This window comes from Streptomyces asoensis, from assembly GCF_013085465.1.
Taxonomy (GTDB): domain Bacteria; phylum Actinomycetota; class Actinomycetes; order Streptomycetales; family Streptomycetaceae; genus Streptomyces; species Streptomyces cacaoi_A.
This window is the reverse complement of record NZ_CP049838.1, coordinates 9,915,430-9,935,331: the sequence shown is the minus strand read 5'-3', so window position 1 is coordinate 9,935,331 and position 19,902 is coordinate 9,915,430. Positions and strand designations below refer to the sequence as shown.

Sequence of the window (19,902 nt, the reverse complement as noted above, 5' to 3'; positions counted from 1 at the left end):
CCGGATCAGGTGTGTGCGCCCTTGGCCGACAGCAGTCCGGCGACCTCGGCCGCCGTGCCGGCGGCGGCCAGTTCGTCCGCGGCCACGTCGATGTCGTACTGCTTCGCCAGGATGACCGCGAACTCGATGAGGACCAGGGAATCCAGGTCGAGACTCTCGAAATCGGTGTCGGCCGTCGTTTCGGGGGGGACGTCGAAGTGCGTCTTCAGAACGTCGAGTACGGGCTCGGGCTGTATGCCGGTCCGTATCGTCATGGGATTTCCTTTCCAGGCGTCGTCGGTGCTGTCAGGCGGGGGTGATCGGCGGCCAGGTCAGGGCGATGGAGCCCCATGCCAGGCCGGCGCCGAAGGCGGTCAGCAGCAGCCGGTCGTGGGGCCGGAACCGGTTGCGGGCGGCGGCGTCGGCCAGGGCGAGCGGGATGGAGGCGGCCGCGGTGTTGCCCGCTTCTTCGATGTGGGAGACCACGCGCTGTCTGTCCACGCCCAGTTGCTGCGCCAGGCTGTGCAGGATGCGCAGGTTCGCCTGGTGGCCGACCACATGGTCGATCTGGCCGACGTTCCAGCCCGCTTTGTCCAGGGCCGCGGCCGAGGACCGTTCCATCCCGTGGACGGCCTGGACGAAGATCTCCTTGCCGCGCATGTGGATGTAGTGGCCGTCCGGGTGCGGTTCGCGGCCGGTGGCGCGCTGGCGGGAGCCGCCGTCCGGGATGGTGGCCAGGTCCCTGCCGGTGCCGTCGGCGCCCAGGTCGACGGCCAGGACGGCGCCGGGCTCGTCGGTGGTTCCGGCGCGCAGGACGACGGCGCCGGCGCCGTCGCCGAAGATGACGGCGGTGCCGCGGTCGGCGGGGTTGAGGACGGTGGAGAAGACCTCGGCGCCGATGACGAGGACGCGTTCGGCGTGCCCGGCGACGAGCGCGGCGGTCGCGGTGGCGAGCGCGTAGACGAATCCCGAGCATCCGGCTGCCATGTCGAAGGCGGCGGCCGGGCCGAGGCCGAGGCGGGCCGCGACGTCCGGCGCGGTGGCGGGCAGCGGGTGGTCGGGGGTCGAGGTGGCCATGATCACCATGTCGACGGTGTCCGCCGTGCCGAGGCCGGCCGACTTCAGTGCCCGGTGGCCCGCTTCGACGGCGAGGTCGCCGGTGCTCACTCCGGGGTCGGCTACGTGCCGCCGGCGGATACCGGTCCGCCGGCGGATCCATTCGTCGCTGGTGTCGATCCGGGCGGACAGTTCTTCGTTGGTGACCGTGCGGGGCGGCAGATAGCCGCCCAGTCCGCTCAGGACGGCGGCGCGTGCGGTCATCGGCTGCTCCTTCCCGAGGGGGCGCTGGTCAGGGAGGGTTCCGGCAGCAGGTGGCCGACGCCGGCCCGGGCCTGGACGCCGTGCAGGCTGCCGACCACCTCGGCCGTCCGCCAGGTGCCGGCCGGGGAGGGCAGGAGCCTGGTCCGCTCCAGTGCGGCGCTCACCTCGTCGGCGGGCCGCGGGGACGGGGTGCCGGCCGTGACGCGGGTGCGCCGCATCCACAGGTTGTTGCTGTGTGCGCGGTCGATGTCGTCCAGCGCGTACAGCAGGACCTGGCCGAGCTGCAGGGCGGCGACGAAGGCGTCGATCATGGTGGCCGGGGCGTCCGGCGGGACGGCATGTGCGGGGTCGGAGGCCAGCGTGACGCGGGCGCGGGCCCGCAGGTCGTCCGGGCCGTCCGCGGTGACGCGCACTCCGGTGAGCAGTTGCCGGCGGGCGCGGTGCGAGATGCCGTACGGCGTGTTGTTCCAGGGGCCGGCCAGTTCCTGCTCGCAGGCGTAGACGCGGTCGGCGCCGGACGGGGTGCGGCCCGGGCTGTGCCGGGCGTGCACCCTGGCCGTCAGTGAGCCGATCCGGCAGTCGAGTGTGGTGGACCACTCCTCGCCGTTGCGCTGCGCGGCCACGAGCCGGCCGCTCACCGGCAGCGCCGCCAGGTCGTCCTCGTCGGGGCGCGAGCCGGCTTTCAGGTCGACGCGCTGCACGGTGAAGCGGGAGTCGGGGGTGAGCCCGAGGGTGTGGGCCGCGTACAGGCCGGTGAGCTGGGCGCCGAAGAGCATGGCGTCGATGGTGCTCAGATGGGGTTTGGGGCTCTGTTCTCCTTTGCGCGACCAAAGGCCCGGTATGGCGATACGGGCGGTGGCTCGGATCCCTCCGACGCCTTCGTCTCCCGGCGATACGGTGAGATCGCTCAGGGAGTGCTCGACACGCTTGAAACCCTCGCCGAGGAACCGGCTGTCTCGCGGGCCGAGGAAGTCGTCTATGGAGGCAAGTTCCAGGGATGGCACAGGCGCTCCTTGTCTCGCCGAAGAGCCGCTGTCCGCCCCGTGCCGCTCAGCGCACGGTGCGGGTCATTCGGTGAAGGCTTCGGCGATGGCGTAGCTGTCTTCGTACATGTGGTAGCGGGTGATCCGTGCGTTCTCGACGCGCACGTGCAGGGCGTAGCTGTTGGTGAAGCTCTTTGCGGTGGCCAGGACACCGAAGACGGAGTCGGCCGTCACCACCGCGTCCTGCCCGTCGACGATGCGCGCGGTGAGGGTGAAGCTCTGCGGGCCCGTCAGCACCTTGGGGAAGATCTGGAAGAATTCGGAGATCTCCGCCTTGGTGGTGCGGGTGCCCGTCCACGGCACGCGGGGGCTTCCCTGGACGCGGAAGTCCACGTGGTCGGCGAACAGTTCCAGCAGGCCCGGCAGGTCGCCGGCCCCGAACTTCTCGAAGAACGAGTCCAGGACCGCCTGGGTGGACCGCTGCTGTGTCGTCATGTCGCTGTCTCTCTGCTCGTGCGCTACCGGTGGGTCAGTGCCGCGCGTCCGGTGAGGAATGCCGCCGTCTGCTCGGCGACGCGCCGGCCCAGGTGCTCGGCCGTGGCGATGTCCGCCTTGTGCACGGCGTCGGGGGGCAGGTCTCCGGGCAGGGTTGCGGCGGCGCCGTTGAAGTACCCGAGCCGGTTCAGGTCGTTCTCGCTCTCGTGGCTGAGGTGCCAGCCCGGGAGCAGGCCGAGGCTGACCCAGATCATTCCGTGCTGGGCGCCCAGGGTCGCGAAGTAGCCGAGGCTGGAGTCCTTGTCGCCCGCCTTGCAGGCGCTGATGGTGAACCCCGAGCCGAGTTTGTCCTTCCAGGCCTGGCGTGCCCAGCGCTTGTTGGTCGATTCGGCGAAGGCGTGGAACTTCCCCGACGCCGACCCCATGTAGGTGGGCGCCCCGAACACGATCGCGTCGGCCGTGTCGAGGATCTCCCACTTGGCGTCGTCCATGGCGTCGACGATCACCATGGTCGTCTCGGCGCCCGCGGCCTGCGCGCCGGTCCGGACGGCCTGCGCCAGTACCTCGGTGTGGCCTCTGCCGGAGTGGTAGGCAACGGCGATTCTGGGCGGCTTGTGCATCGGTGTTCTCCTCGATGGCAGGGGGCTCACGCCCGGGCGGAAATCCGCTCGGTCTCCATGCGGAAGTCCTGCCGGCCGTACTCCTGGCGGGCCAGTTCGATGGCTTCCGCCGTGCTCATGACCGGCTTCAGGTCGAAGATCCCCGCGATGGTCTCCAGGCGCTGCGCCATCGCGCCGCCGACCACGTGGTAGGGGATCTCCAGTTCGTCGAGCGTGGCCAGCAGCATCGTGTCGATGGTCGCGCGGAACTCGTTGTTCATCGGCCGGTGGCCGTCCGCCGCGATCGGCAGTTCGTGGCGCAGGTGGACGTAGGCGTCGTAGGTGCTTTTGACGTGCTGTTTGAACGCCTGTCCGTACTGTTCGACGACCTGCGCGAAGAAGGCCATCTCCTCGGAGTCGTGTGCCGTTCGGCGGTCCTGGCCGTCCGCGGTGGCGTTCGGGTTCATGCCGTACCTGACCCGGGCCGCCCCGTACAGCCATTCCTGCAGGGAGGAGCCGTCGGAGATGAAGTTGTCCCCCAGCAGCGCTTCCTGCACGGCGCGGCCGGTGTGCCGGCGGAGGGTGAGCTGAAGGAACTGGGGCGGCGTCACGTCCGCGAGTTTCAGGCCGGGGAGGGCCTCGGGCATGATCCCGCGGATCGTCCGGGCCAGGCTGCGCGGAACGCCGGTGTAGTGCGACAAGGCCATCACCGTGGAGGTCTTGCCCGAAGAGTAGGTGCCGGATACGGATATCTTCACGAGTGCTCCCAGTGGTGACGGGTCCTCAAGCGGCGGCCCGGACCGGTCCGGGCCGCCGTCTTCGCCAGGGGGCCGGCGGTTCGGCCGGTCAGGCGACCTTCGTCGCGGACAGGATGGCCTGGACCGGGATGACGTCCGGCGGGATCTCGGAGGGGGCCTTGGTGACGGCCTTCGTCACCTTGAACCCGCACTCCTCCAGCCAGCTCTGGTAGACCGACAGCTGCTGCGGGCCGCCCTGGCCCATGGCGCAGCCGATGAAGAAGGCCGGGAAGAAGTCGACGTTGTAGTTGTCGGTGTCGGTGATGTCCTCCGGGTACACCGGCACCATGATGTTGACCTGGCCGCCGACCTCCAGGGACGCGTTGACCCCCTTGAGGATCCTGAAGACGTCGTCCTTGTCGAACATGTCCAGGAAGTGCTTGATCAGGACGATGTCGAAGCCCTCGGGGACGCCGTCGAAGACGTCGCCGCCGATGAACGAGCAGTGCTCCGCCACCCCGTGGGTCCTGAAGTTCTCCAGGGCCTCGTTCTCCTTCTCCGGCAGGTCGAAGGTGGTGACGTGAAGACCGGGCGAGGCCTTGTGCCGGTAGGTGTGGATCGCGCCGAGCCCGGTGTTGCCGGCAAGGTCGAGCACCTTCGCCCCGGCCGGGATGTCGACGTTGGCGAAGAACCAGGGGTCGATGTTGGCGGTGACCGTGTTCATCAGGTTCGCCCAGGCGTCCCGCAGGTCCGCGTGGTCGGCGACCGCACCGTACAGGGTGCCCTCGTCCACCCCGTACAGCTCCTTGAGTCCGACGATGGTGCCGGTGCGGGTGCTCTCGGTGAGGTAGAAGAGCTGGCGCAGCGCCACCACTTTGATCATGTTCATGTAGGCGAGGGCGCGCCGCAGGTCGCTCTCGGCGACGCCGGCGAGGGCGTCGAGGCGGTAGGTGCCCAGTTCCTCGTCCCGGGCGACGAAGCCCTCCTTGACCAGGAGGTGCAGAAGCTGCTGCACGGCGTCCGGCTTGGCGCCGACGGTGTCGCCGAGCTCGGTGGCCGTCAGGCCGGGCCTGTCCCGCAGCGCGTCGACGATCCCCAGCTCGAAGCAGGACAGCACGGTCATGAACCGCGAGGGGCCCACCATGTATTCACGCAGTCGTGCGAGTGTGGCTTCCGGTGTCATTGCACTCGTCTCTTTCGCGTTGGTTGTCTGCACCGCAGGGGCGGTCTGCCGGCCGCGGGTCACGTCCGGTCCTCGAGCTGGTCCTGGAGCCGGCTGGCCAGTGCGAGCCGCTGCACCTTCAGCGTGGCGGTGCGCGGCAGTTCGGCCTGCGGGATCTGGATCGGGTCGGCCAGCTGGGGGAAGGCGGCGACGGCCGCGCGCCAGCGGTCGCGGTCCAGGGGCCGGTCGTCGTGGGTGCAGATCACCGGGACCGGCTCGGCGTTGGGGCCCTGGATCACGACGAGTTCGCTCAGCTCGTCGAGCCGGCCGAGCACGAGGTCCTCGACTTCGAGGGAGCTGCGCACCCCGGCGATCATGTCGACCTCGCGGTCGAGCATGTGCAGGCAGCCGAACCTGGTGCGGTAGCCGACGTCGCCGGTCCGCCACCAGTCGCCGTCGCGGTTGCTGTCGTAGCGCTCCTGCTCGGCGAAGTAGGTCTTGGCCAGGCCGGGCCAGGCAACCTCGATGAAGCCGGGGTTCTTCTCGGACGGTGGTCTGCCGTCCCGGCCGACCACCCGCACCTTCGCCGCGCCCCGGGGCATCTGCCAGCCGACGCAGCGCCCGTCGACCTTGTGGGCGGAGCCGCGGAAGTAGGCGCGGCCGACGGCGGGGCCGACCTCGCTCTGCCCGTAGATCTGGAAGAACAGGGCCCCGCGCCGCTCGGAGGACTTCAGCAGCCGGCTCATCGTGCGGGGGTGGATGGCGTCGAAGGTGCTGCTGAAGTACTTCACCGAGGCGAACGGCCTGCGGGCGTCCTCGGTCAGGCCCTCCCAGTCCATCAGCGAGTTGGGCAGTGCCTCGATGAGCCCGGGCCGGTGGGTGAGGAACAGCTCGGCGACCGTGGCGGGGTCCGACTCGTTCATGAGCAGCACCGGCATCTCCCGCAGGAGTGCCAGGGCCATCGCCGCGACCATCCGGGAGTGCACGAAGGAGATGTGGATCGCGGCCGTCTCCTTCTTGCGCATCAGGGACAGCAGCCGCCACTGCGGTTTGAGGCGGATGCCCTGGGTGCGGGGCGTGTGCACGACCAGCTTGGGCAGTCCGGTGGTGCCGGAGGTGTGGGTGATCACGGCGGCCTCGTCGATCGGCCGCACCACCGGCTTCACCCGCGGCGCCCCGGCGAACTCGCCGAGCGAGTGCGCCCCGGGCCGCGCACCGCCGACGGTGAGCACCCGCCGGGTCAGCTCTGCCAGCGGCACCTCGGCCAGCGCGTCCAGCTTGTGCCCGTCGGTGAGCAGGCTGGGCCGCTCGACCCGCTCGAGCAGGGCGGCGACGGTCGCCGGGTCCAGGCCGGGCGACAGCATCACGGGCACCGCGCCGATCCGGGACGCGGCGCAGGCCAGCACCCACACATCGGCGTTGGCCCGCTTGTGGACCACGATGTGCTCGTCGGGGCGCACCCCGGCCGCCCACAGACGGGCCGCCAGGTCGTCCACCAGGTCGGCGAGCCGGGAGACCGTCAGGTGGCGGCCCGCCTCGGGCAGGACGTCGAGATCATGGTCGAGGGTGATCGGCGTCGACCCGTTGACGGCCGCGGCCAACGCCGGCAGCAGGCCGATGTGAAGGCCGCGCTTCTGTATCGATTGATAGGCCACAGAGCCCTTCATCGGGACTGTCTCCTTTGCGGTGGGCGATGGACATGCGGGCTGTCGCGGCCCGGTGCGGGATGCACGGACCCGTACGGCGGGGCCGTACCGGGCGCGGCACGGCGGGTGTCCGGCACGGCGGGTGTCCGGCACGGCGGGTGTCCGGCACGGCGGGTGTCCGGCGCGCCGCGGGCCGCCGGGTCCGCGGCGCGCCGGCGGTGACGCGGGACCGGGAGCCGGGGGCGAAGCGGGGCCGGGGGCGAAGCGGGGCCGGGGGGCGGCGACGGCGGGCGGGCCCGCGGCCGCCGCGTTCGCCGGCTCTCGTGACGGCACCCGGGGGTGGTCCCTGCACCGGTGGCCGGCGGCGCCGTTGCCGGCACGGGTGCGGGTGGGGTGCCGGGTGCTTGAGCGCCGCGGGCAGGGCCGGCCTCTGACCGGGCAGGGATCCCGGGGGCGTCGGCGGCCCTTGCCGGTGCCGGCGCGGACGTCCTGCGCCCCTGGCTCCGGCCGCGGGCGGCCCGTTCGTGCCGGGGCCGCGGCCTGCGGCGGGCGGTGTTCCTGAGGGCCGCCCTGGAGTGCCCGGCCGCGGGCGCGGGCGCCGAGACCGCCGCCGCCGCTGCTGTTGTGGCGGCGGGTCAGGAGGCTGCGCGGCCGGCCTTGAGCGCCGCCGCGGTGTCCACGACGCGCCGGGCCTGGTGGCGGGCGGCCTGGAGCACCTCGTCGCCGGGCGCGCCGGCCCCGGCCACATGGGAGGTGCCGTAGGGGTTGCCCGTCCGGAACTGGATCGGGTCGGTGTAGCCGGGCGGCACGATGATGCCTCCCCAGTGGTAGAAGGTGTTGCTCAGCGCCAGCAGGGTGGACTCCTGGCCGCCGTGGGCGGTGCCGCTGGAGGTGAAGGCCGAGCACACCTTGCCGGCGAGCCTGCCCTGCTGCCACAGGGGGCCGGCGGTGTCGATGAACGCTTTGAGCTGGCTGGCCGCGTTGCCGAAGCGGGTGGGGGTGCCGAACAGCACCGCGTCCGCCCAGCCCAGGTCGTCGAGGGTGGCCTCGGCGACGCCGGCGCTGTCTTTCAGGTGCTGGGCCCAGGCCGGGTTGGCCTCGACCGCCTCCGGCGGAGCCAGTTCGCGGACCTTGCGCAGGCGCACGCCGGCGCCGGCCTTCTGCGCGCCCTCGACGATGGCCTGCGCCAGGGCGTGCACGGTTCCGGTGGAGCTGTAGTAGATGACGGCGACGTTGACGGGTTCCACAATCGGTTCCTTCTCTCGGCTGTCCGCCGGGTGGGGGCCGCTACTGGTGGTCGGAGACCAGCAGGATGTTCTCGACCCGGGGCTGCCACCGGTAGTACGACTGGAGCTTGTGGTACTCGCCCTTGGGTGACGACGTGATCGCGTAGACGAACTGGCGGTCGTCGGTGCTGTAGGGCGCGTTCTTCACGAAGTGCTCGATCTTCGGTTCGATGCGCACCGGAAGTGTCGTGGGGTCCGGTGTCATGGCGGCGATGGTGATCCGCTCGACCTTCGCCGATTCCCAGCTCAGGGTGGCGTAGATGCCGAAGGCCTGCGCGCCGAGCCGCAGGAGCCGCTCGCTGGGCTCGCCCAGTTGGGCGTCGCGCAGGATGGAGGTGATTCCCTCGGGCCGGAAGACGTCGGCGGGCGCCGCGCCGAAGTACAGGTTCAGCGACCGGTTGGGGTAGTCGATCCCGACCAGGCTCACCCGGTCGGCCAGTGCGTACCGGGTGAAGAAGTCGAGGTTGGCGGCCACGCTGTCCGGCAGCGAGGGCAGTTCGGCCAGCCTGGACAGTGACTGCAGGTCGTCGGTCGGGAAGAACGACCAGGTCTTCTTGAAGCCGCCGACGACGCCGAAGTCGATGCCGCTGCTCTGGACGGGGAATTCCCGGTGCAGTTCTTGCAGCAGGCTCCCGACGGGGTGTGCCGTCTTGGGGGTCAGGCCGTTCGACAGGGCGACCGCGTAGGGGTCGAGGTCCTTGGGGAGCATGGTGAAGCGGCAGTCGAAGTCTCCTGCGTTGCGCTCCCCCGTCGCCACCCTGAAGGCCACGACGGCCTGGGCGAGGGTGTCTGCGTACGCGGTCAGGATCGGCCAGACCGTGTCACGCGAGCAGGTGACGCCCGCCAGCCGGGACGATTCTTCGATGACTGCGTAGAGACCTGCCAGCTCGGTGTTTTCCGACATACATCCCCACATTCGGTTACGGGCACGGTGTGCATCGGGGCGCGCGGCGAGGCGTTCAGGCTGAGCGCGCCGGTTGCGCGCGCCGTGGCGGTCCCGGCGGGTGCCGGAGCCGGATTGCTGTTACCGGGCGACGACCAGGGTGGCGGGCGGCGCGGAGTGGAACGAGACGTCCGTGAAGCCGGCCTTGATGAGCCAGTCGCGGTAGTCGGCCTGGCGCCAGGTGCCTCCCTGCTTGCTCTTGAGGAGCATCTCCGAGGCGAAGATCAGCGGGAAGGCGGGGCCGCTGCGGTCGTCGTCGACGACGTAGTCGCAGACCACCAGGGCGCCGCCGGGCCTGAGGGCCTGCCGCAGCCGGGCGAAGACCGCGACGTTGTCCTCGGGGCCCTCCTGGTGGGCGATGTGGGAGTACAGCGCGATGTCGTAGGCGGCGGTGCCGAAGTCGGTGGTGTGGAAGTCGCCGTCGATGCAGGTGAACCGGTCGGCCACGCCGCGTTCGGCCAGCAGCCGGCGGGCGATGGCGTTGATCGGCTCCCAGTCGAGCTGGGTCGAGCGGGCGGCCGGGTTGGCCTGGAGCCAGACGCCGGAGTAGATGCCCGAGCCTCCGCCCACGTCGAGGATGGAGATCTCGCCGGCCCCGGCCAGCCCGAGCACCTCGGCGGCGACCGTGGCGGCGGGCACCGACTGTGCGGCGATGGCGGGGACGACCTCCTCCCAGTGCGGGTTGTCGGCCACCTCGGTGGCCGGGTCGCTGACCGGTCCCCCGGCGCGGACCACGTCGGCCAGGTGGCGCAGGCTGCCCATGTGCTTCAGCTTGAGCTGGGCGAAGCTGCTCAGCGAGGCGGGTTTGCCCTCGACCAGGTAGGCGGACGCCTCGGGGGTGTTGCGGTAGCGGCCCGCGTGCAGCTCGACGAGGCCCATGCCGACGAGCCCGTCGAGGAGGGTCTGCGCGCCCCGTTCGGAGATCTCGGCGCGGGCGGCGAGCAGGGCGGCCGTGTCCGCGCCGGTCTCGAGGTGGGTGAAGAGCAAGTGGGAGGCCGCGGCGCCCAGGACGCCGGTGGCCCAGTATCCGTTGATGAGCCGCAGGACGTTGTCCGGTGACGGTGCGCTGTCGGTCATGCTGCCCCTCCTAGGGCCTTGGAGGAGGCCGAGTGGGTGCGGACCGCGCTGCGCAGGGCGGTCACGACCCGTTCGACCTGGTCCGCGGAGAGTTCCGCGTGCATGGGGATGGCGAGATTGCGGCGGAAGAGGTCCGCCGAGACCGGGCAGGTCTGCTTCGACTCGAACACGGGCTGTACGTGGGTGGCCCAGGTGCCGTGTCCGCAGCCGATGCCCTGGGCGCGCAGTTCGGCGGCGACCGCGGCGCGGTCCACGCCCGCGTCCAGCGTGACCATGTAGGACTGCCAGGCGTGGGTGCGGTCCTCGGGCACGTGCGGGACCGTCAGGAGGTCCTCACCGGCGAGGAGTTCGCCGTAGCGGGCGGCGACGGCGGTGCGGCGGGCCAGGAGTTCACCGATGCGGCCCAGCTGGACCTGGAGGATCGCGGCGGCGATGTCGGACAGTTTGAAGTTGTAGCCGATCTCGGTGAATTCGGGGATGGGCAGGCCGACGACCTCGCTGATGTCGAAGATGCTGCCGATGCCGAAGGAGGAGCGCAGCCGCGCGTCCGCCCCGATCTTCGCGTCGGCGGCGAGCAGGGCGCCGCCCTCGCCGCTGGTGGCGCCCTTGCGGCCGTGGAAGGACAGGCAGCCCACCTCGGCGAGGGCGCCCGCCTCGCGGCCCTGGTAGGTCGCGCCGACCGCGCAGGCGGCGTCCTCGACGACGAACAGGCCGTGGCGGTCGGCGATCTGCTGGAGCTGCGTGTAGTCGGCGGGGAGGCCGACGGTGTCGACGGCGATCATGCCGACGGTGCGGGCGGTGACCAGGTCGGCGACCGCCTGCGGGTCGATGGTGCCGGTGTCGGGGCGTACGTCGGCGAAGACCGGGACCGCGTCGAGGTAGCGCACGGCCTGTGCGGGTGCGGGGAAGGTGTAGTCGGCGACGATCACCTCGTCGCCGGGTTTGACGCCGAGGGCGAGCAGGGCCAGGTGCAGTGCGGCGCCGCAGTTGCTCACCGCGACGGCGTCGCCGACGCCGTACTTCTGCGTGAGCTGGGCTTCCAGGGCTTTGCCGCGGGGGCCCTGGCCGGCCGGCCAGCCGGAGGCGAACACCTCCGCGACGGCGGCCAGTTCCTGTTCTCCCAGACTCGCGTGGACCAGGGGAATCGATTCCATCGTCGGTCGTCTCCCGTCAGGCGCCGGGCTCTGCGGCCGGTTCGGCGGCCAGGAGCGTGGGGGGTGTGTAGCGAAGCGGTGTGATCTGGCTGACGTCGTAGCGCTTGCGCATCTCTTCCACGGCCGCGGGGTCCACCGAGGTGCCGCGCGACCAGATCTGCGCGATCTCCTCGAAGTACAGCTCGTGGTCGGGCGAGGGGTAGCTCTGGAAGAGCATCCGGGCCGGTCTGTCGGTGGCGTTGCGGAAGGCGTGCGGGGTGCCGGGGGGCACGAACATGCAGGCGCCCTCGCCCGCGCGGACGACGCGGTCGCCGCCGGGGGACTCCCAGTCGTGCCAGCTGTCCCCGGTGCGCCGGGCCGGTTCGAAGGCCAGCAGGTCCAGCTCTCCCTCCAGGACGTAGAAGAACTCCTGGGAGTGGCTGTGCACGTGCGCCCCGACGTCGAATCCGGGCGGCACGACCACCTCGAAGATCGATATGGAGGAGCCCTTGGCCTCGGTGGCCTTGAAGGTGACTTCCTGCGCCGGGGTGATCAGCTTGCGCCCCGCACCCGGGGGAACGATGAGGTCGGTCATACGGTTCGCTTCCTTGGGTCCGTGCCGGGGGGTCAGTCGGCGCTCTGCGGGCTGTCGTCGGCCCAGGTGCCCAGCGCCATCTCGGCGGTGATACCGGGACCGAAACCCGCGATCAGACCGGTCGCGCCGGGCAGCGGGGTGTCCTCCTCGAACAGCCGGCGGGCGGCGTCGAGCACGACGGCGCTGGCGATGTTGCCGTATTCGGTCAGGGTCGCCCAGCTGTGCCGGAACACCTTGCGGTCGACTTCGAGGAACTTGGCGAGGTCGTCGAGGATGCGCGGGCCGCCGGCGTGGACGATGTAGAAGTCGAGGCTGCCGGCCTCCCAGCTGTGGTCCTTGGCCAGTTCGCGCAGGACCGGGGCGAGGGGTTCCATCGTCCCGGGCACCCGGCGGTCCAGCTGGAAGTGGAAGCCGGTGTCGCGTACGGCGTAGGAGATCCAGTCCTCGGTGTTGGGGATGAGGTAGGAGGCGTTGCGTTCCAGCTCGATGCCGGTGCCGCCCAGGCCCCGCACGACGGCGGCGGCGACCGCGTCGCCGAACAGGCCGTCGGACAGCAGCGATCCGATGTCGTCCGCGCTGGGCTGGTAGCACAGTGAGCACAGTTCGCAGGAGACGATCAGTACGTTGCTGCCGGGGTGGGCCAGGCAGAAGTCGTGGGCCCGGTTGATCGCCGCTCCGCCCGCCGCGCAGCCCAGCTGCGCGATGGGGATCTGCCGGGTGTCGAAGCGCAGGCCCATCTTGTTGATCAGCCATGCCGTCAGGGACGGCATCAGGAACCCGGTGCACGACACGTAGATGATCGCGTCGATGTCACGGGCCGTCAGCTCGGCGTTGGCCAGGGCCTGCTCGATGACCTCGGGGCAGCGCTTCTTCGACTCGATCTCGTAGATCCGGTTGCGCTCTTCGAAGCCCGGGTGGTGGAGCGTCTTCTCGATGGGCTGGACGATGTGCCGCTTCCTCACACCCGTGTTGCGGATCAGGCGCAGTGCCAAGGGAAGCTGCGGCTTGCCGGCATGCGCCTTTTCGGCAAATTCCAGAGTCTCTTCCACTGTGATGACATGTTCCGGCGCGCTCATCGCCGGTTTGCATAGCCTCGCCATATCTGGAATCCACTTCTTTCGGAGTCTCGGCAGCAGGGGCAGGAGGACGGTGAGCTGGCCCCGGTCCGTCAGCGAGGCTTGTGGCCGCTGACGGGCTCGGGCGGTGCGCCCGCGGTGTCCCCTCCGGTCGGGGGGCGGGCCGTCGCGTCACGCCGCGGGTGCGCCGGGCCCACGGGCCCAGAAACGGGGGGATGCTCCTTTCCGGGGCCTCGTCAGGGCGGGCGCAGGCGGCAGGCGTGTACCGGCCGCGTGCCGGCCGGTACGCGGCAGCGGCGGCGGGCGTGGTGAGCGGGCAGCGGCGGACCGGCGTCCGGTGCGCGGGTGTGCGGGTGTGCGGTGCGCCGGCGGGGCCGTCCGGGCATGCGGGATGAGCAGCCGGCTGCCGGACAGGTGCCCGGCGGGTGGTGCCCGGCGCTCTTCGGCAGCGCCGGGTGGCGGGTGGTGGGTGCGTTCACGCCCCTGCCGGGCGGCGTCCACCGCCGGCGGACGGTGTCCGCACGGTGTCCGCACGGGGGGGGCGGGCGGCGGGCGGGCGGTCGCGGGAGGGCAGCCGGTCTGTCCGCCTCGATCGTGCGGGAGGGGGCGCCGGCCGCCGGGGATGCCGCCGGCGGCGTGGGTCGGAAAAAAAAAGGGGGGGCTCGCTCCGCCCGTACGGGCGGGGCGGGCACGGCGCCCAATTCCCTGCCGTGCGACTGTTTTTGGGCAGGAAAGGCGTGCGGAAATCGTGACACGGGTGAAGCCCCCACGCCAGGAACATCGCTAGTGACGCGGGTCACATATCAGGTGGACTTTCCGTCGTCAAACACGGCGAAGCGCCCCGGGGTGCCCGGGGACGGGCGCCGCCGGGCACCCCGGGGCGCTGCCGGGCAGGGGGCGCCCCGCCCGGGAGTGCGGCGTCCCCTGCCCGGGCGGGGCGGGTGTGCGGGCGGCGGTCCGCGCGCGGGTCCGTCAGTGCCCGGCGGCGCGGCGGGCCGGGGCGGCCCGGGGCAGTTCGTCCTCGCCGAGCAGCTCCAGCACCTCGGCGACGGTCTCGGCGCCGTCGAGGGTGGGCAGATGGCGCAGCAGCCGGGCGCACTGGCCGGCCAGCAGGGCCGCGTCGGCGTCGCAGACGCGGGCCCGGTCGTGGACGACGGTGAGAAGCCGTGAGCCGTCGGCGCCCTCCCGCACGAGCAGGGCGAGGGGCAGCAGGGAGTGCGAGCCGCGGGCGTGGCGGTGCCCGAAGCGGATGCCGGCGTCGGCGAGCCGGGCCTGCAGGGCGGGCAGCGGGCGGGGGGCGGGCTCCAGGCAGACCAGGCTCTCCAGCTGGCGGGCCGGGCGGCCGGTCCACTCCTGGATCTGCCCGGCGCACACCCATTCGTAGGCGGCCATGTCCAGCGCCCGGTCGCGCAGGGCCGCCAGCAGCCGGCCGATCGGCCGGCCGGCCTCGACCGGGACGGTCATCGGCAGGCAGCCGCGCATCGGTCCCACCAGCCGCTCGGCGCAGTCCAGGGGGATGCCGCGCCCGGAGACGGTGATGCCGAAGCCCACCGGGACGGGTCCGCTCTCCTGCGCCGCGCGGTACAGCAGCAGTGCCCACGCGGCGTGCAGCACGCTGGAGTCCGGCAGGCCCCGGCCGGCCGCCCACCGGTGCAGCCGGGCGGCCTCGGCGGCGGCCAGCCGGGCCTCGGCGCGGCCGTGGCCGTGCTGGCGGGTGGGCGGGCCGGGCAGCGCGGGCAGCACGGCGGGGGGGTCCGCGGGCAGGGCCCGGCGGAAGAAGTCCTGTGCCGCGGTGGCGTCCTGGCACTCCAGCCAGTGCATCCAGTCGCGCACGTCCGGCCGGCGTTCACCGCCGGGCAGCACGCCGCCCCCGAGGTAGGCGCGGCTGAACTCGTTCTGCAGGACGGACACGCTCAGGGCGTCCAGCAGCCCGTGGTGGAAGGTGAGCAGGACCCGGGTGATGCCGGGGGTGCCGGTGTCGACGAGGGTGACGCGCAGCGGGCCGGGCCGGCTCAGGTCGAAGCCGTGCAGCCGGTCCTGCTCCAGCAGTTCGTCCCAGTCGACGGTGCCCGCGCGGTGCCGTACGACCTCGGCGCGTGCGTGCAGGTGGAAGACGACGCGTGGCTTCGGGGCGTATTCGAAGGCGGCACGGAGAATCGTTTCTCTGTCCATGACGGACTGCCAGGCGGCGGTGAACCGCTCGGTGTCCAGCGGCCCGTACCAGCGCCACCAGGCCTGCTCCACGTGGCGTCCGGTGGACCGGTTCACGACGGAGTCCAGCAGCGCGTCGCACTGGTGCCGGGCCGCCGGCGCGGGCGGCCGTGCCGTGCGGGCGAGCGCTGTGGGGCGGCGGTCGGTACGGATCCATGCACGGCGCCGGCGGCTCGACCTCGCCATGTCTCGTCCTCCTCGCAGTCACTGCCGCACCCGGGCCAGGACCGCAGGTCACAGGGTTCCCGGAAAGCGGCATACCCGGGTGTGGCACTCCCGGGCGCATCATGCAGGACTCCCCCGTCAGCGCCCTGACGGCACGGCGACACGGCTCGAGGACCACTCGTGAACGCCTTGCGGACGGCTGGAGCCGGACGGCGAGGGCGTCCCGGCGGGCCCTGCCGCGCCCGCGCCGCCCGGGGCGGCGGCCTCCCCGCCGCCCCGCCGCGCCCGCCGCGCCCGCCGGGCTGGTGGGCTGGTGGGCTGGTGGGCTGGTGGGCTGGTGGGCTGGTGGGCTGGTGTACCCGGGTTGGTGTGTCGCGCAGGTGCCGGGCGCCGGTTCCAGGCCGCCGCTGCGGGCCGGGCGCGGGTGAGGCGCTGTGCCCGCGCCCGGAGCGGCGGGCGCGTGGCCGGCCGGCGGCGAACCGGCCGGCCCGAGCAGCCCATCTGCTCCTGGCCCCGGGGCCAGGAGCCGGGGCCGGGGCGAGGGCCCGGAGGCCGGGAGCCAGGGGCCAGGGGGCCGGAGGGGGCAGGGGCCGGAGGGGGCGGAGGCCGGGAGCCAGGGGCCGGAGGGGGCGGAGGCCGGGAGCCAGGGGCCAGGGCCCGGAGGGGGCGGAGGCCGGAGGGGGCGGAGGCCGGGAGCCGGGGGCCAGGGGCCGGAGGGGCCAGGGGCCGGAGGGGCCAGGGGCCGGAGGGGCCAGGGGCCGGAGGGGGCGGAGGCCGGAGGGGGCGGAGGCCGGGAGCCGGGGGCCAGGGACCGGAGGGGCCAGGGGCCGGAGGGGCCAGGGGCCGGAGGGGCCAGGGGCCGGAGGGGCCAGGGGCCGGAGGGGGCGGAGGCCGGGAGCCAGGGGCCAGGGCCCGGAGGGGGCGGAGGCCGGAGGGGGCGGAGGCCGGGAGCCGGGGGCGGGTCTTGTGCCGGAGCGTCACGCGTCCGCCGGGCCGGTGCAGGTGGCGGAGGGTCAGGTCAGGCCGGACGCCTCGCGCAGCATGAGGCGGTCGAGGCGGCCGAGCAGGTCCTGCTGCTCCTGGGCGAGCCGCTCGACGCGCCGGCGCAGCCAGGCGATCTCCTCCCGCAGCAGCGTCACGTCACTGTCGTCGCCCGGGGCGCGGCCCGGCACGCCGCCGGCAGGGCCGGTTGCCGGCTCCGGCCGCACCGGCAGGCCGAGGCTGCCGCCGGGGCCGGGGTGGGGGCCGGGGCCGTCAAGGTCGAGGCTGCCGTCGGGGTCGTGGTGGTGCAGGATGGCCTGCATCCGGTGGCGCAGCGTGGGTCCCGGCTGGATGCCCAGGTCGTGGACGAGCGTGCGGCGCGCCCGTTCGTAGGTGAGCAGGGCCTCCGCCTGCCGGCCGCACCGTTGCAGCGCGGTCATCAGCAGCTCGTAGAACCGTTCGCGCAGCGGGTGGGCGATCGTCAGTTCCTCCAGCTCGCCGGTGATCTCGCGTCCGTGCCCCGCGCGCAGGCACGCGTCGTACAGGGCTTCCAGGGCGACGAGTCTGCTCTCCTCCAGCAGGGCGGCTTCCGCCGAGCAGATGGCGCCGCGGCCGCTGCCCTGAAGGGCCGCGCCCCGCCACAGGGCGAGGGCCTCGCGCAGCAGGCGGGCCGAGCGGGCGGGGTCGGCGGCGAGCAGCGCCCGGCCCTCGGCGGCCAGGCGGGTGAAGCGGCGTGCGTCGGTGTCGGTGCCGCCCAGCCGCAGGACGTATCCGGTGGGGCGGGTCACCAGCCCCTCGTGGCGCCGTGTGCCCGGGCCGGGCGCGGGGACCGGCAGCAGCCGGCGCAGCCGGGCCACATGGGCGTGCAGGGCGTTGGCCGCGTTCGCCGGCGGGTGCTCGCCCCACAGCTCGTCGACGAGGCGCTCGCAGGGCACGACCTGGCCGGCCTTCGCCACCAGGGCGCCGAGCAGGGCGCGTTGCTTGGCGCCCACGGGCACGATCCGCTGGCCGGTGCGGGCGTCGCAGACCTGCACGGAACCCAGAATCCCAAACTCCATGCCGTCCTCGCACCGCAACGTCCGACGAGATTCCCGGCAGGGTAGTCGGCGCGCCGGGCGAATACAGGAGCGGGCGGCGGGCCGCGGGCCCGCGTGGACCGATTCTCCAGCAGATCTCGACTCCGGCTGCCCGGCGGCCGGTTGGGGCGGACCCGCCTGCCGGACCGGGCGAGGCCTCATTCCCGTAACCCGTGGCGCGTGGCAAGCACTACGGCAACGAGACGATCCGTATCAGCCCCGACGGCGAGGTGAGCATCAGACTGCCCGCGCCGCTGGCGTATCTGGCGAACGCTCCGCACGGCCGTTACGTCCTGGCGTGCCGGGTCGTGTTCGCGCACCGGGGCGTGGAGTGGGCGGACCGCGTCGCGGCCGGCCGGGCGGTCGCCTACCGCATTCACTTGGATACGGGCCGGGAGCGCTGGTATCTGACCGCGTCCTGGCAGATCCCGCCCACCCCGGCCATCCCGATCGAGGCCGCCCTCGCCCATGGCGTGATCGGTGTCGACATGAACGCCGATCACCTGGCCGCCTGGCGCCTGGACGTGCACGGCAACCCGACCGGCAGCCCGCGCCGCTTCTTCTACGACCTGACCGGCACCGCCCACCACCGTGACGCCCAGATCCGCCACGCCCTGACCCGCCTGCTGCACTGGAGCAGAGTCTGTGGTGTGAAGGCGGTCGCGGTGGAGGACCTGGACTTCACCACCGAGAAGACCCGGGAGAAACACGGCCGCAGGAAACGCTTCCGCCGGCTGATCTCCGGTATGCCCACCGCCAAGCTTCGTGCCCGGCTGGCCTCGATGGCGGATCAGACGGGGATCGCGGTCATCGCCGTGGACCCGGCCTACACCAGCCGGTGGGGCGCCCAGCACTGGCAGAAACCCCTCACCAGCACCACCCGCACAACCACCCGCCACGATGCTGCCGCCGTGGCGATCGGAAGGCGCGCCCAGGGACACCCGATCCGGCGACGGACGACACCGCCCCCACAGCACCGGAGTGATGCGGTGGGGCATCGGACCGTCCGGGCCGGACCAGGATTCCTTGGGCGTGAGGGAACCCGCCCCCGCATCCCCGGACCACGGACACGATCCGTCGGCGCCGGACGCGGAACGAACGCGGGCAACCAGAACGCCCAACACCGTCCGGGGCGTTCGGCTGAACATGAATCCTGGAAACAGGACTCACTCCCGCTCAGTCCCTAGGAACGGTTGCCGGTCCTGCCGCGGCGGGCGGCCGGATTCCCGCGGGCCTCGCGCTCTTGCGGAGGCCTTTCCCGGGACGGCACCGGGGCGCCGTCCGCTGCGCTGCGGACCGGACCGGGCTGGACCGGTTCCACGCGGGCGGCCGCGCGAACGCCCGGCGCTCCGGGCCCGGCAGGCCGGCAGCCGCACAGCGCGGTGCGCGGGAGGCGTGAGCGGAAAGGCGGCGGGCTGCGCGCGGCGCCGGGGTGTCGCGGGGCGCTCCGGGGTGTCGCGGGGGTACGGCCGGGCCGGGGTGTCCCGGTCCGGCCGTAGCGCGGGTCAGTGGGGGCGGGCGACCAGCCGGCGGTCCGCGGCCTCCGCCGCCGCCCCCGTCGGTGCGGGGGTCTCGGCGCGTGCCATGAGGATCGAACGCTGAAGCCGGCTCAGTGCCGCCGACGGCTCCAGACCCAGTTCGGACACCAGCGTCGCCCGCAGCCGCTGATAGACGTCCAGTGCCTCGCTGCGCCGCCCCGAGCGGTGCAGCGCCAGCATGAACTGGCCGTGCACGCTCTCATGCATCCGGTACTGATTGACCATCACCGTCAGTTCCGGCAGCAGTTCACGATGGCGGCCCAGCCGCAGATCCGCCTCGATCCGCTGGTCCAGCGCGCACAGCCGCGCCTCCTCCAGCCGCCGCCCCTCCATCTCGGTGCGCGCGCCCGCCTGCACATCCGCCAGCGCGGGCCCCCGGAACAGCGACAGCGCCTCGGCCAGCAACCGCGCCCCGGCCCGGTAGTCCTCACCGTCCATCGCCCGGTACCCCGCACCCGCACGCCGTTCGAACTCCCGGAAGTCCACCCTGCCCGACCGGGTCACCAGCCGGTACCCGCCGGGAACCGTCACCAGCACGTCCTTGGCCGAACACCGTTCGTCCCCGCCGCGTGCCAGCGCCACCCCGATCAGCTCCCGCAGTTGCAGCACATACGTCTGCAACGTCGTGCGCGCACTGCGCGGCGGGAGCACCCCCCACAACTCCTCCACCAGGGCCGACACCGGAACCACCTGATCGGCGTTCAGGGCCAGCAGCGCCAGAACCTGTCTCGGTTTGGGTGCCGTCGGCACGACCGACACCCCGTTCTCCTGTACCGACAATGCACCCAGTACTTCGATGTCCACGGTCTCCCCCATGAGTCCAGGCCCGACACCTCCATCTCCGGCCGGCTCACAACCCGCCACCCGAAGACCCGGTGCTCTGCATGCCACTCGAACCCC

General features: G+C 72.7%; 18 protein-coding genes. 1 reads left to right on the top strand and 17 read right to left on the bottom strand.

Going from position 1 to position 19,902, the window contains the following annotated elements:
- Window positions 1-5: 5 nt before the first annotated feature.
- The 16 genes from G9272_RS44120 to G9272_RS44045 all read right to left on the bottom strand — a co-directional run bounded on the left by G9272_RS44120 (window position 6) and on the right by G9272_RS44045 (window position 17,446).
- Window positions 6-254 carry an acyl carrier protein gene (locus G9272_RS44120; protein ID WP_171394661.1) on the bottom strand — a complete coding sequence of 83 codons (249 nt, stop codon included), beginning with the start codon at window positions 252-254 and terminating at the stop codon, window positions 6-8.
- 31 nt (window positions 255-285) lie between these two features.
- Window positions 286-1,299, bottom strand: a complete 1,014-nt coding sequence (locus G9272_RS44115; RefSeq protein WP_171394662.1) for a beta-ketoacyl-ACP synthase III — start codon at window positions 1,297-1,299, stop codon at window positions 286-288.
- Entirely contained in the window at window positions 1,296-2,303 is a 1,008-nt protein-coding gene (locus G9272_RS44110; RefSeq protein WP_171394663.1) for an AvrD family protein, read from the bottom strand. Before G9272_RS44110 ends, G9272_RS44115 begins: the two co-directional genes overlap by 4 nt.
- 63 nt (window positions 2,304-2,366) lie before the next feature.
- Entirely contained in the window at window positions 2,367-2,777 is a 411-nt protein-coding gene (locus G9272_RS44105) for a nuclear transport factor 2 family protein (RefSeq protein ID WP_171394664.1), read from the bottom strand.
- Between the two features lie 23 nt (window positions 2,778-2,800).
- The gene (locus G9272_RS44100) at window positions 2,801-3,397 is read right to left on the bottom strand and encodes a flavodoxin family protein (protein ID WP_171394665.1); all 597 of its coding nucleotides are present in this window, start codon (window positions 3,395-3,397) and stop codon (window positions 2,801-2,803) included.
- Window positions 3,398-3,423: 26 nt separating this feature from the next.
- Window positions 3,424-4,134 carry an AAA family ATPase gene (locus tag G9272_RS44095; protein WP_171394666.1) on the bottom strand — a complete coding sequence of 237 codons (711 nt, stop codon included), beginning with the start codon at window positions 4,132-4,134 and terminating at the stop codon, window positions 3,424-3,426.
- Between the two features lie 88 nt (window positions 4,135-4,222).
- On the bottom strand, window positions 4,223-5,296 hold the full coding sequence (locus G9272_RS44090) for a methyltransferase (RefSeq protein ID WP_253267632.1): 1,074 nt from the start codon (window positions 5,294-5,296) through the stop codon (window positions 4,223-4,225).
- Window positions 5,297-5,355: 59 nt separating this feature from the next.
- Entirely contained in the window at window positions 5,356-6,942 is a 1,587-nt protein-coding gene (locus G9272_RS44085; RefSeq protein ID WP_171394667.1) for a class I adenylate-forming enzyme family protein, read from the bottom strand.
- A 614-nt stretch (window positions 6,943-7,556) separates the two neighbouring features.
- Window positions 7,557-8,171, bottom strand: a complete 615-nt coding sequence (wrbA, locus tag G9272_RS44080) for an NAD(P)H:quinone oxidoreductase (RefSeq protein ID WP_216377872.1) — start codon at window positions 8,169-8,171, stop codon at window positions 7,557-7,559.
- A 37-nt stretch (window positions 8,172-8,208) separates the two neighbouring features.
- Complete coding sequence (locus G9272_RS44075; protein WP_171394669.1) at window positions 8,209-9,111, bottom strand: aromatic prenyltransferase; 903 nt, start codon at window positions 9,109-9,111, stop codon at window positions 8,209-8,211.
- A gap of 120 nt (window positions 9,112-9,231) precedes the next feature.
- Window positions 9,232-10,227: a class I SAM-dependent methyltransferase gene (locus G9272_RS44070; RefSeq protein WP_171394670.1), complete on the bottom strand. Its 996-nt coding sequence runs from the start codon at window positions 10,225-10,227 to the stop codon at window positions 9,232-9,234.
- Window positions 10,224-11,381, bottom strand: a complete 1,158-nt coding sequence (locus tag G9272_RS44065) for a DegT/DnrJ/EryC1/StrS family aminotransferase (protein ID WP_171394671.1) — start codon at window positions 11,379-11,381, stop codon at window positions 10,224-10,226. The genes G9272_RS44070 and G9272_RS44065 overlap by 4 nt, the downstream gene beginning before the upstream one ends.
- A 16-nt stretch (window positions 11,382-11,397) precedes the next feature.
- Entirely contained in the window at window positions 11,398-11,955 is a 558-nt protein-coding gene (locus G9272_RS44060; protein WP_171394672.1) for a cupin domain-containing protein, read from the bottom strand.
- A 32-nt stretch (window positions 11,956-11,987) separates the two neighbouring features.
- On the bottom strand, window positions 11,988-13,055 hold the full coding sequence (locus G9272_RS44055) for a type III polyketide synthase (protein ID WP_171394673.1): 1,068 nt from the start codon (window positions 13,053-13,055) through the stop codon (window positions 11,988-11,990).
- Window positions 13,056-14,003: 948 nt separating this feature from the next.
- Window positions 14,004-15,428 (bottom strand): condensation domain-containing protein, encoded by a 1,425-nt coding sequence (locus tag G9272_RS44050; RefSeq protein ID WP_171394674.1) that lies wholly within the window; start codon window positions 15,426-15,428, stop codon window positions 14,004-14,006.
- Between the two features lie 992 nt (window positions 15,429-16,420).
- Window positions 16,421-17,446, bottom strand: coding sequence for a BTAD domain-containing putative transcriptional regulator (locus G9272_RS44045; protein WP_171394675.1), 1,026 nt, complete (start codon window positions 17,444-17,446; stop codon window positions 16,421-16,423).
- A gap of 191 nt (window positions 17,447-17,637) precedes the next feature.
- On the opposite strand from G9272_RS44045, the gene G9272_RS44040 reads away from it, so the two are divergent.
- Window positions 17,638-18,651, top strand: a complete 1,014-nt coding sequence (locus G9272_RS44040) for an IS200/IS605 family accessory protein TnpB-related protein (RefSeq protein WP_367398530.1) — start codon at window positions 17,638-17,640, stop codon at window positions 18,649-18,651.
- Between the two features lie 318 nt (window positions 18,652-18,969).
- Here G9272_RS44040 and G9272_RS44035 read toward each other — a convergent pair whose 3' ends face one another.
- Window positions 18,970-19,806, bottom strand: a complete 837-nt coding sequence (locus tag G9272_RS44035) for an AfsR/SARP family transcriptional regulator (protein ID WP_171401759.1) — start codon at window positions 19,804-19,806, stop codon at window positions 18,970-18,972.
- Between the last annotated feature and the right edge of the window lie 96 nt (window positions 19,807-19,902).

What these genes read in the sequence shown, in the direction of transcription:
- G9272_RS44120 (WP_171394661.1), bottom strand. Translation starts at nt 254, where the DNA reads ATGACGATACGGACCGGCATACAGCCCGAGCCCGTACTCGACGTTCTG.
- G9272_RS44115 (WP_171394662.1), bottom strand. Translation starts at nt 1,299, where the DNA reads ATGACCGCACGCGCCGCCGTCCTGAGCGGACTGGGCGGCTATCTGCCG.
- G9272_RS44105 (WP_171394664.1), bottom strand. Translation starts at nt 2,777, where the DNA reads ATGACGACACAGCAGCGGTCCACCCAGGCGGTCCTGGACTCGTTCTTC.
- G9272_RS44100 (WP_171394665.1), bottom strand. Translation starts at nt 3,397, where the DNA reads ATGCACAAGCCGCCCAGAATCGCCGTTGCCTACCACTCCGGCAGAGGC.
- G9272_RS44090 (WP_253267632.1), bottom strand. Translation starts at nt 5,296, where the DNA reads ATGACACCGGAAGCCACACTCGCACGACTGCGTGAATACATGGTGGGC.
- G9272_RS44085 (WP_171394667.1), bottom strand. Translation starts at nt 6,942, where the DNA reads ATGAAGGGCTCTGTGGCCTATCAATCGATACAGAAGCGCGGCCTTCAC.
- G9272_RS44075 (WP_171394669.1), bottom strand. Translation starts at nt 9,111, where the DNA reads ATGTCGGAAAACACCGAGCTGGCAGGTCTCTACGCAGTCATCGAAGAA.
- G9272_RS44070 (WP_171394670.1), bottom strand. Translation starts at nt 10,227, where the DNA reads ATGACCGACAGCGCACCGTCACCGGACAACGTCCTGCGGCTCATCAAC.
- G9272_RS44065 (WP_171394671.1), bottom strand. Translation starts at nt 11,381, where the DNA reads ATGGAATCGATTCCCCTGGTCCACGCGAGTCTGGGAGAACAGGAACTG.
- G9272_RS44060 (WP_171394672.1), bottom strand. Translation starts at nt 11,955, where the DNA reads ATGACCGACCTCATCGTTCCCCCGGGTGCGGGGCGCAAGCTGATCACC.
- G9272_RS44055 (WP_171394673.1), bottom strand. Translation starts at nt 13,055, where the DNA reads ATGGCGAGGCTATGCAAACCGGCGATGAGCGCGCCGGAACATGTCATC.
- G9272_RS44050 (WP_171394674.1), bottom strand. Translation starts at nt 15,428, where the DNA reads ATGGCGAGGTCGAGCCGCCGGCGCCGTGCATGGATCCGTACCGACCGC.
- G9272_RS44045 (WP_171394675.1), bottom strand. Translation starts at nt 17,446, where the DNA reads ATGGAGTTTGGGATTCTGGGTTCCGTGCAGGTCTGCGACGCCCGCACC.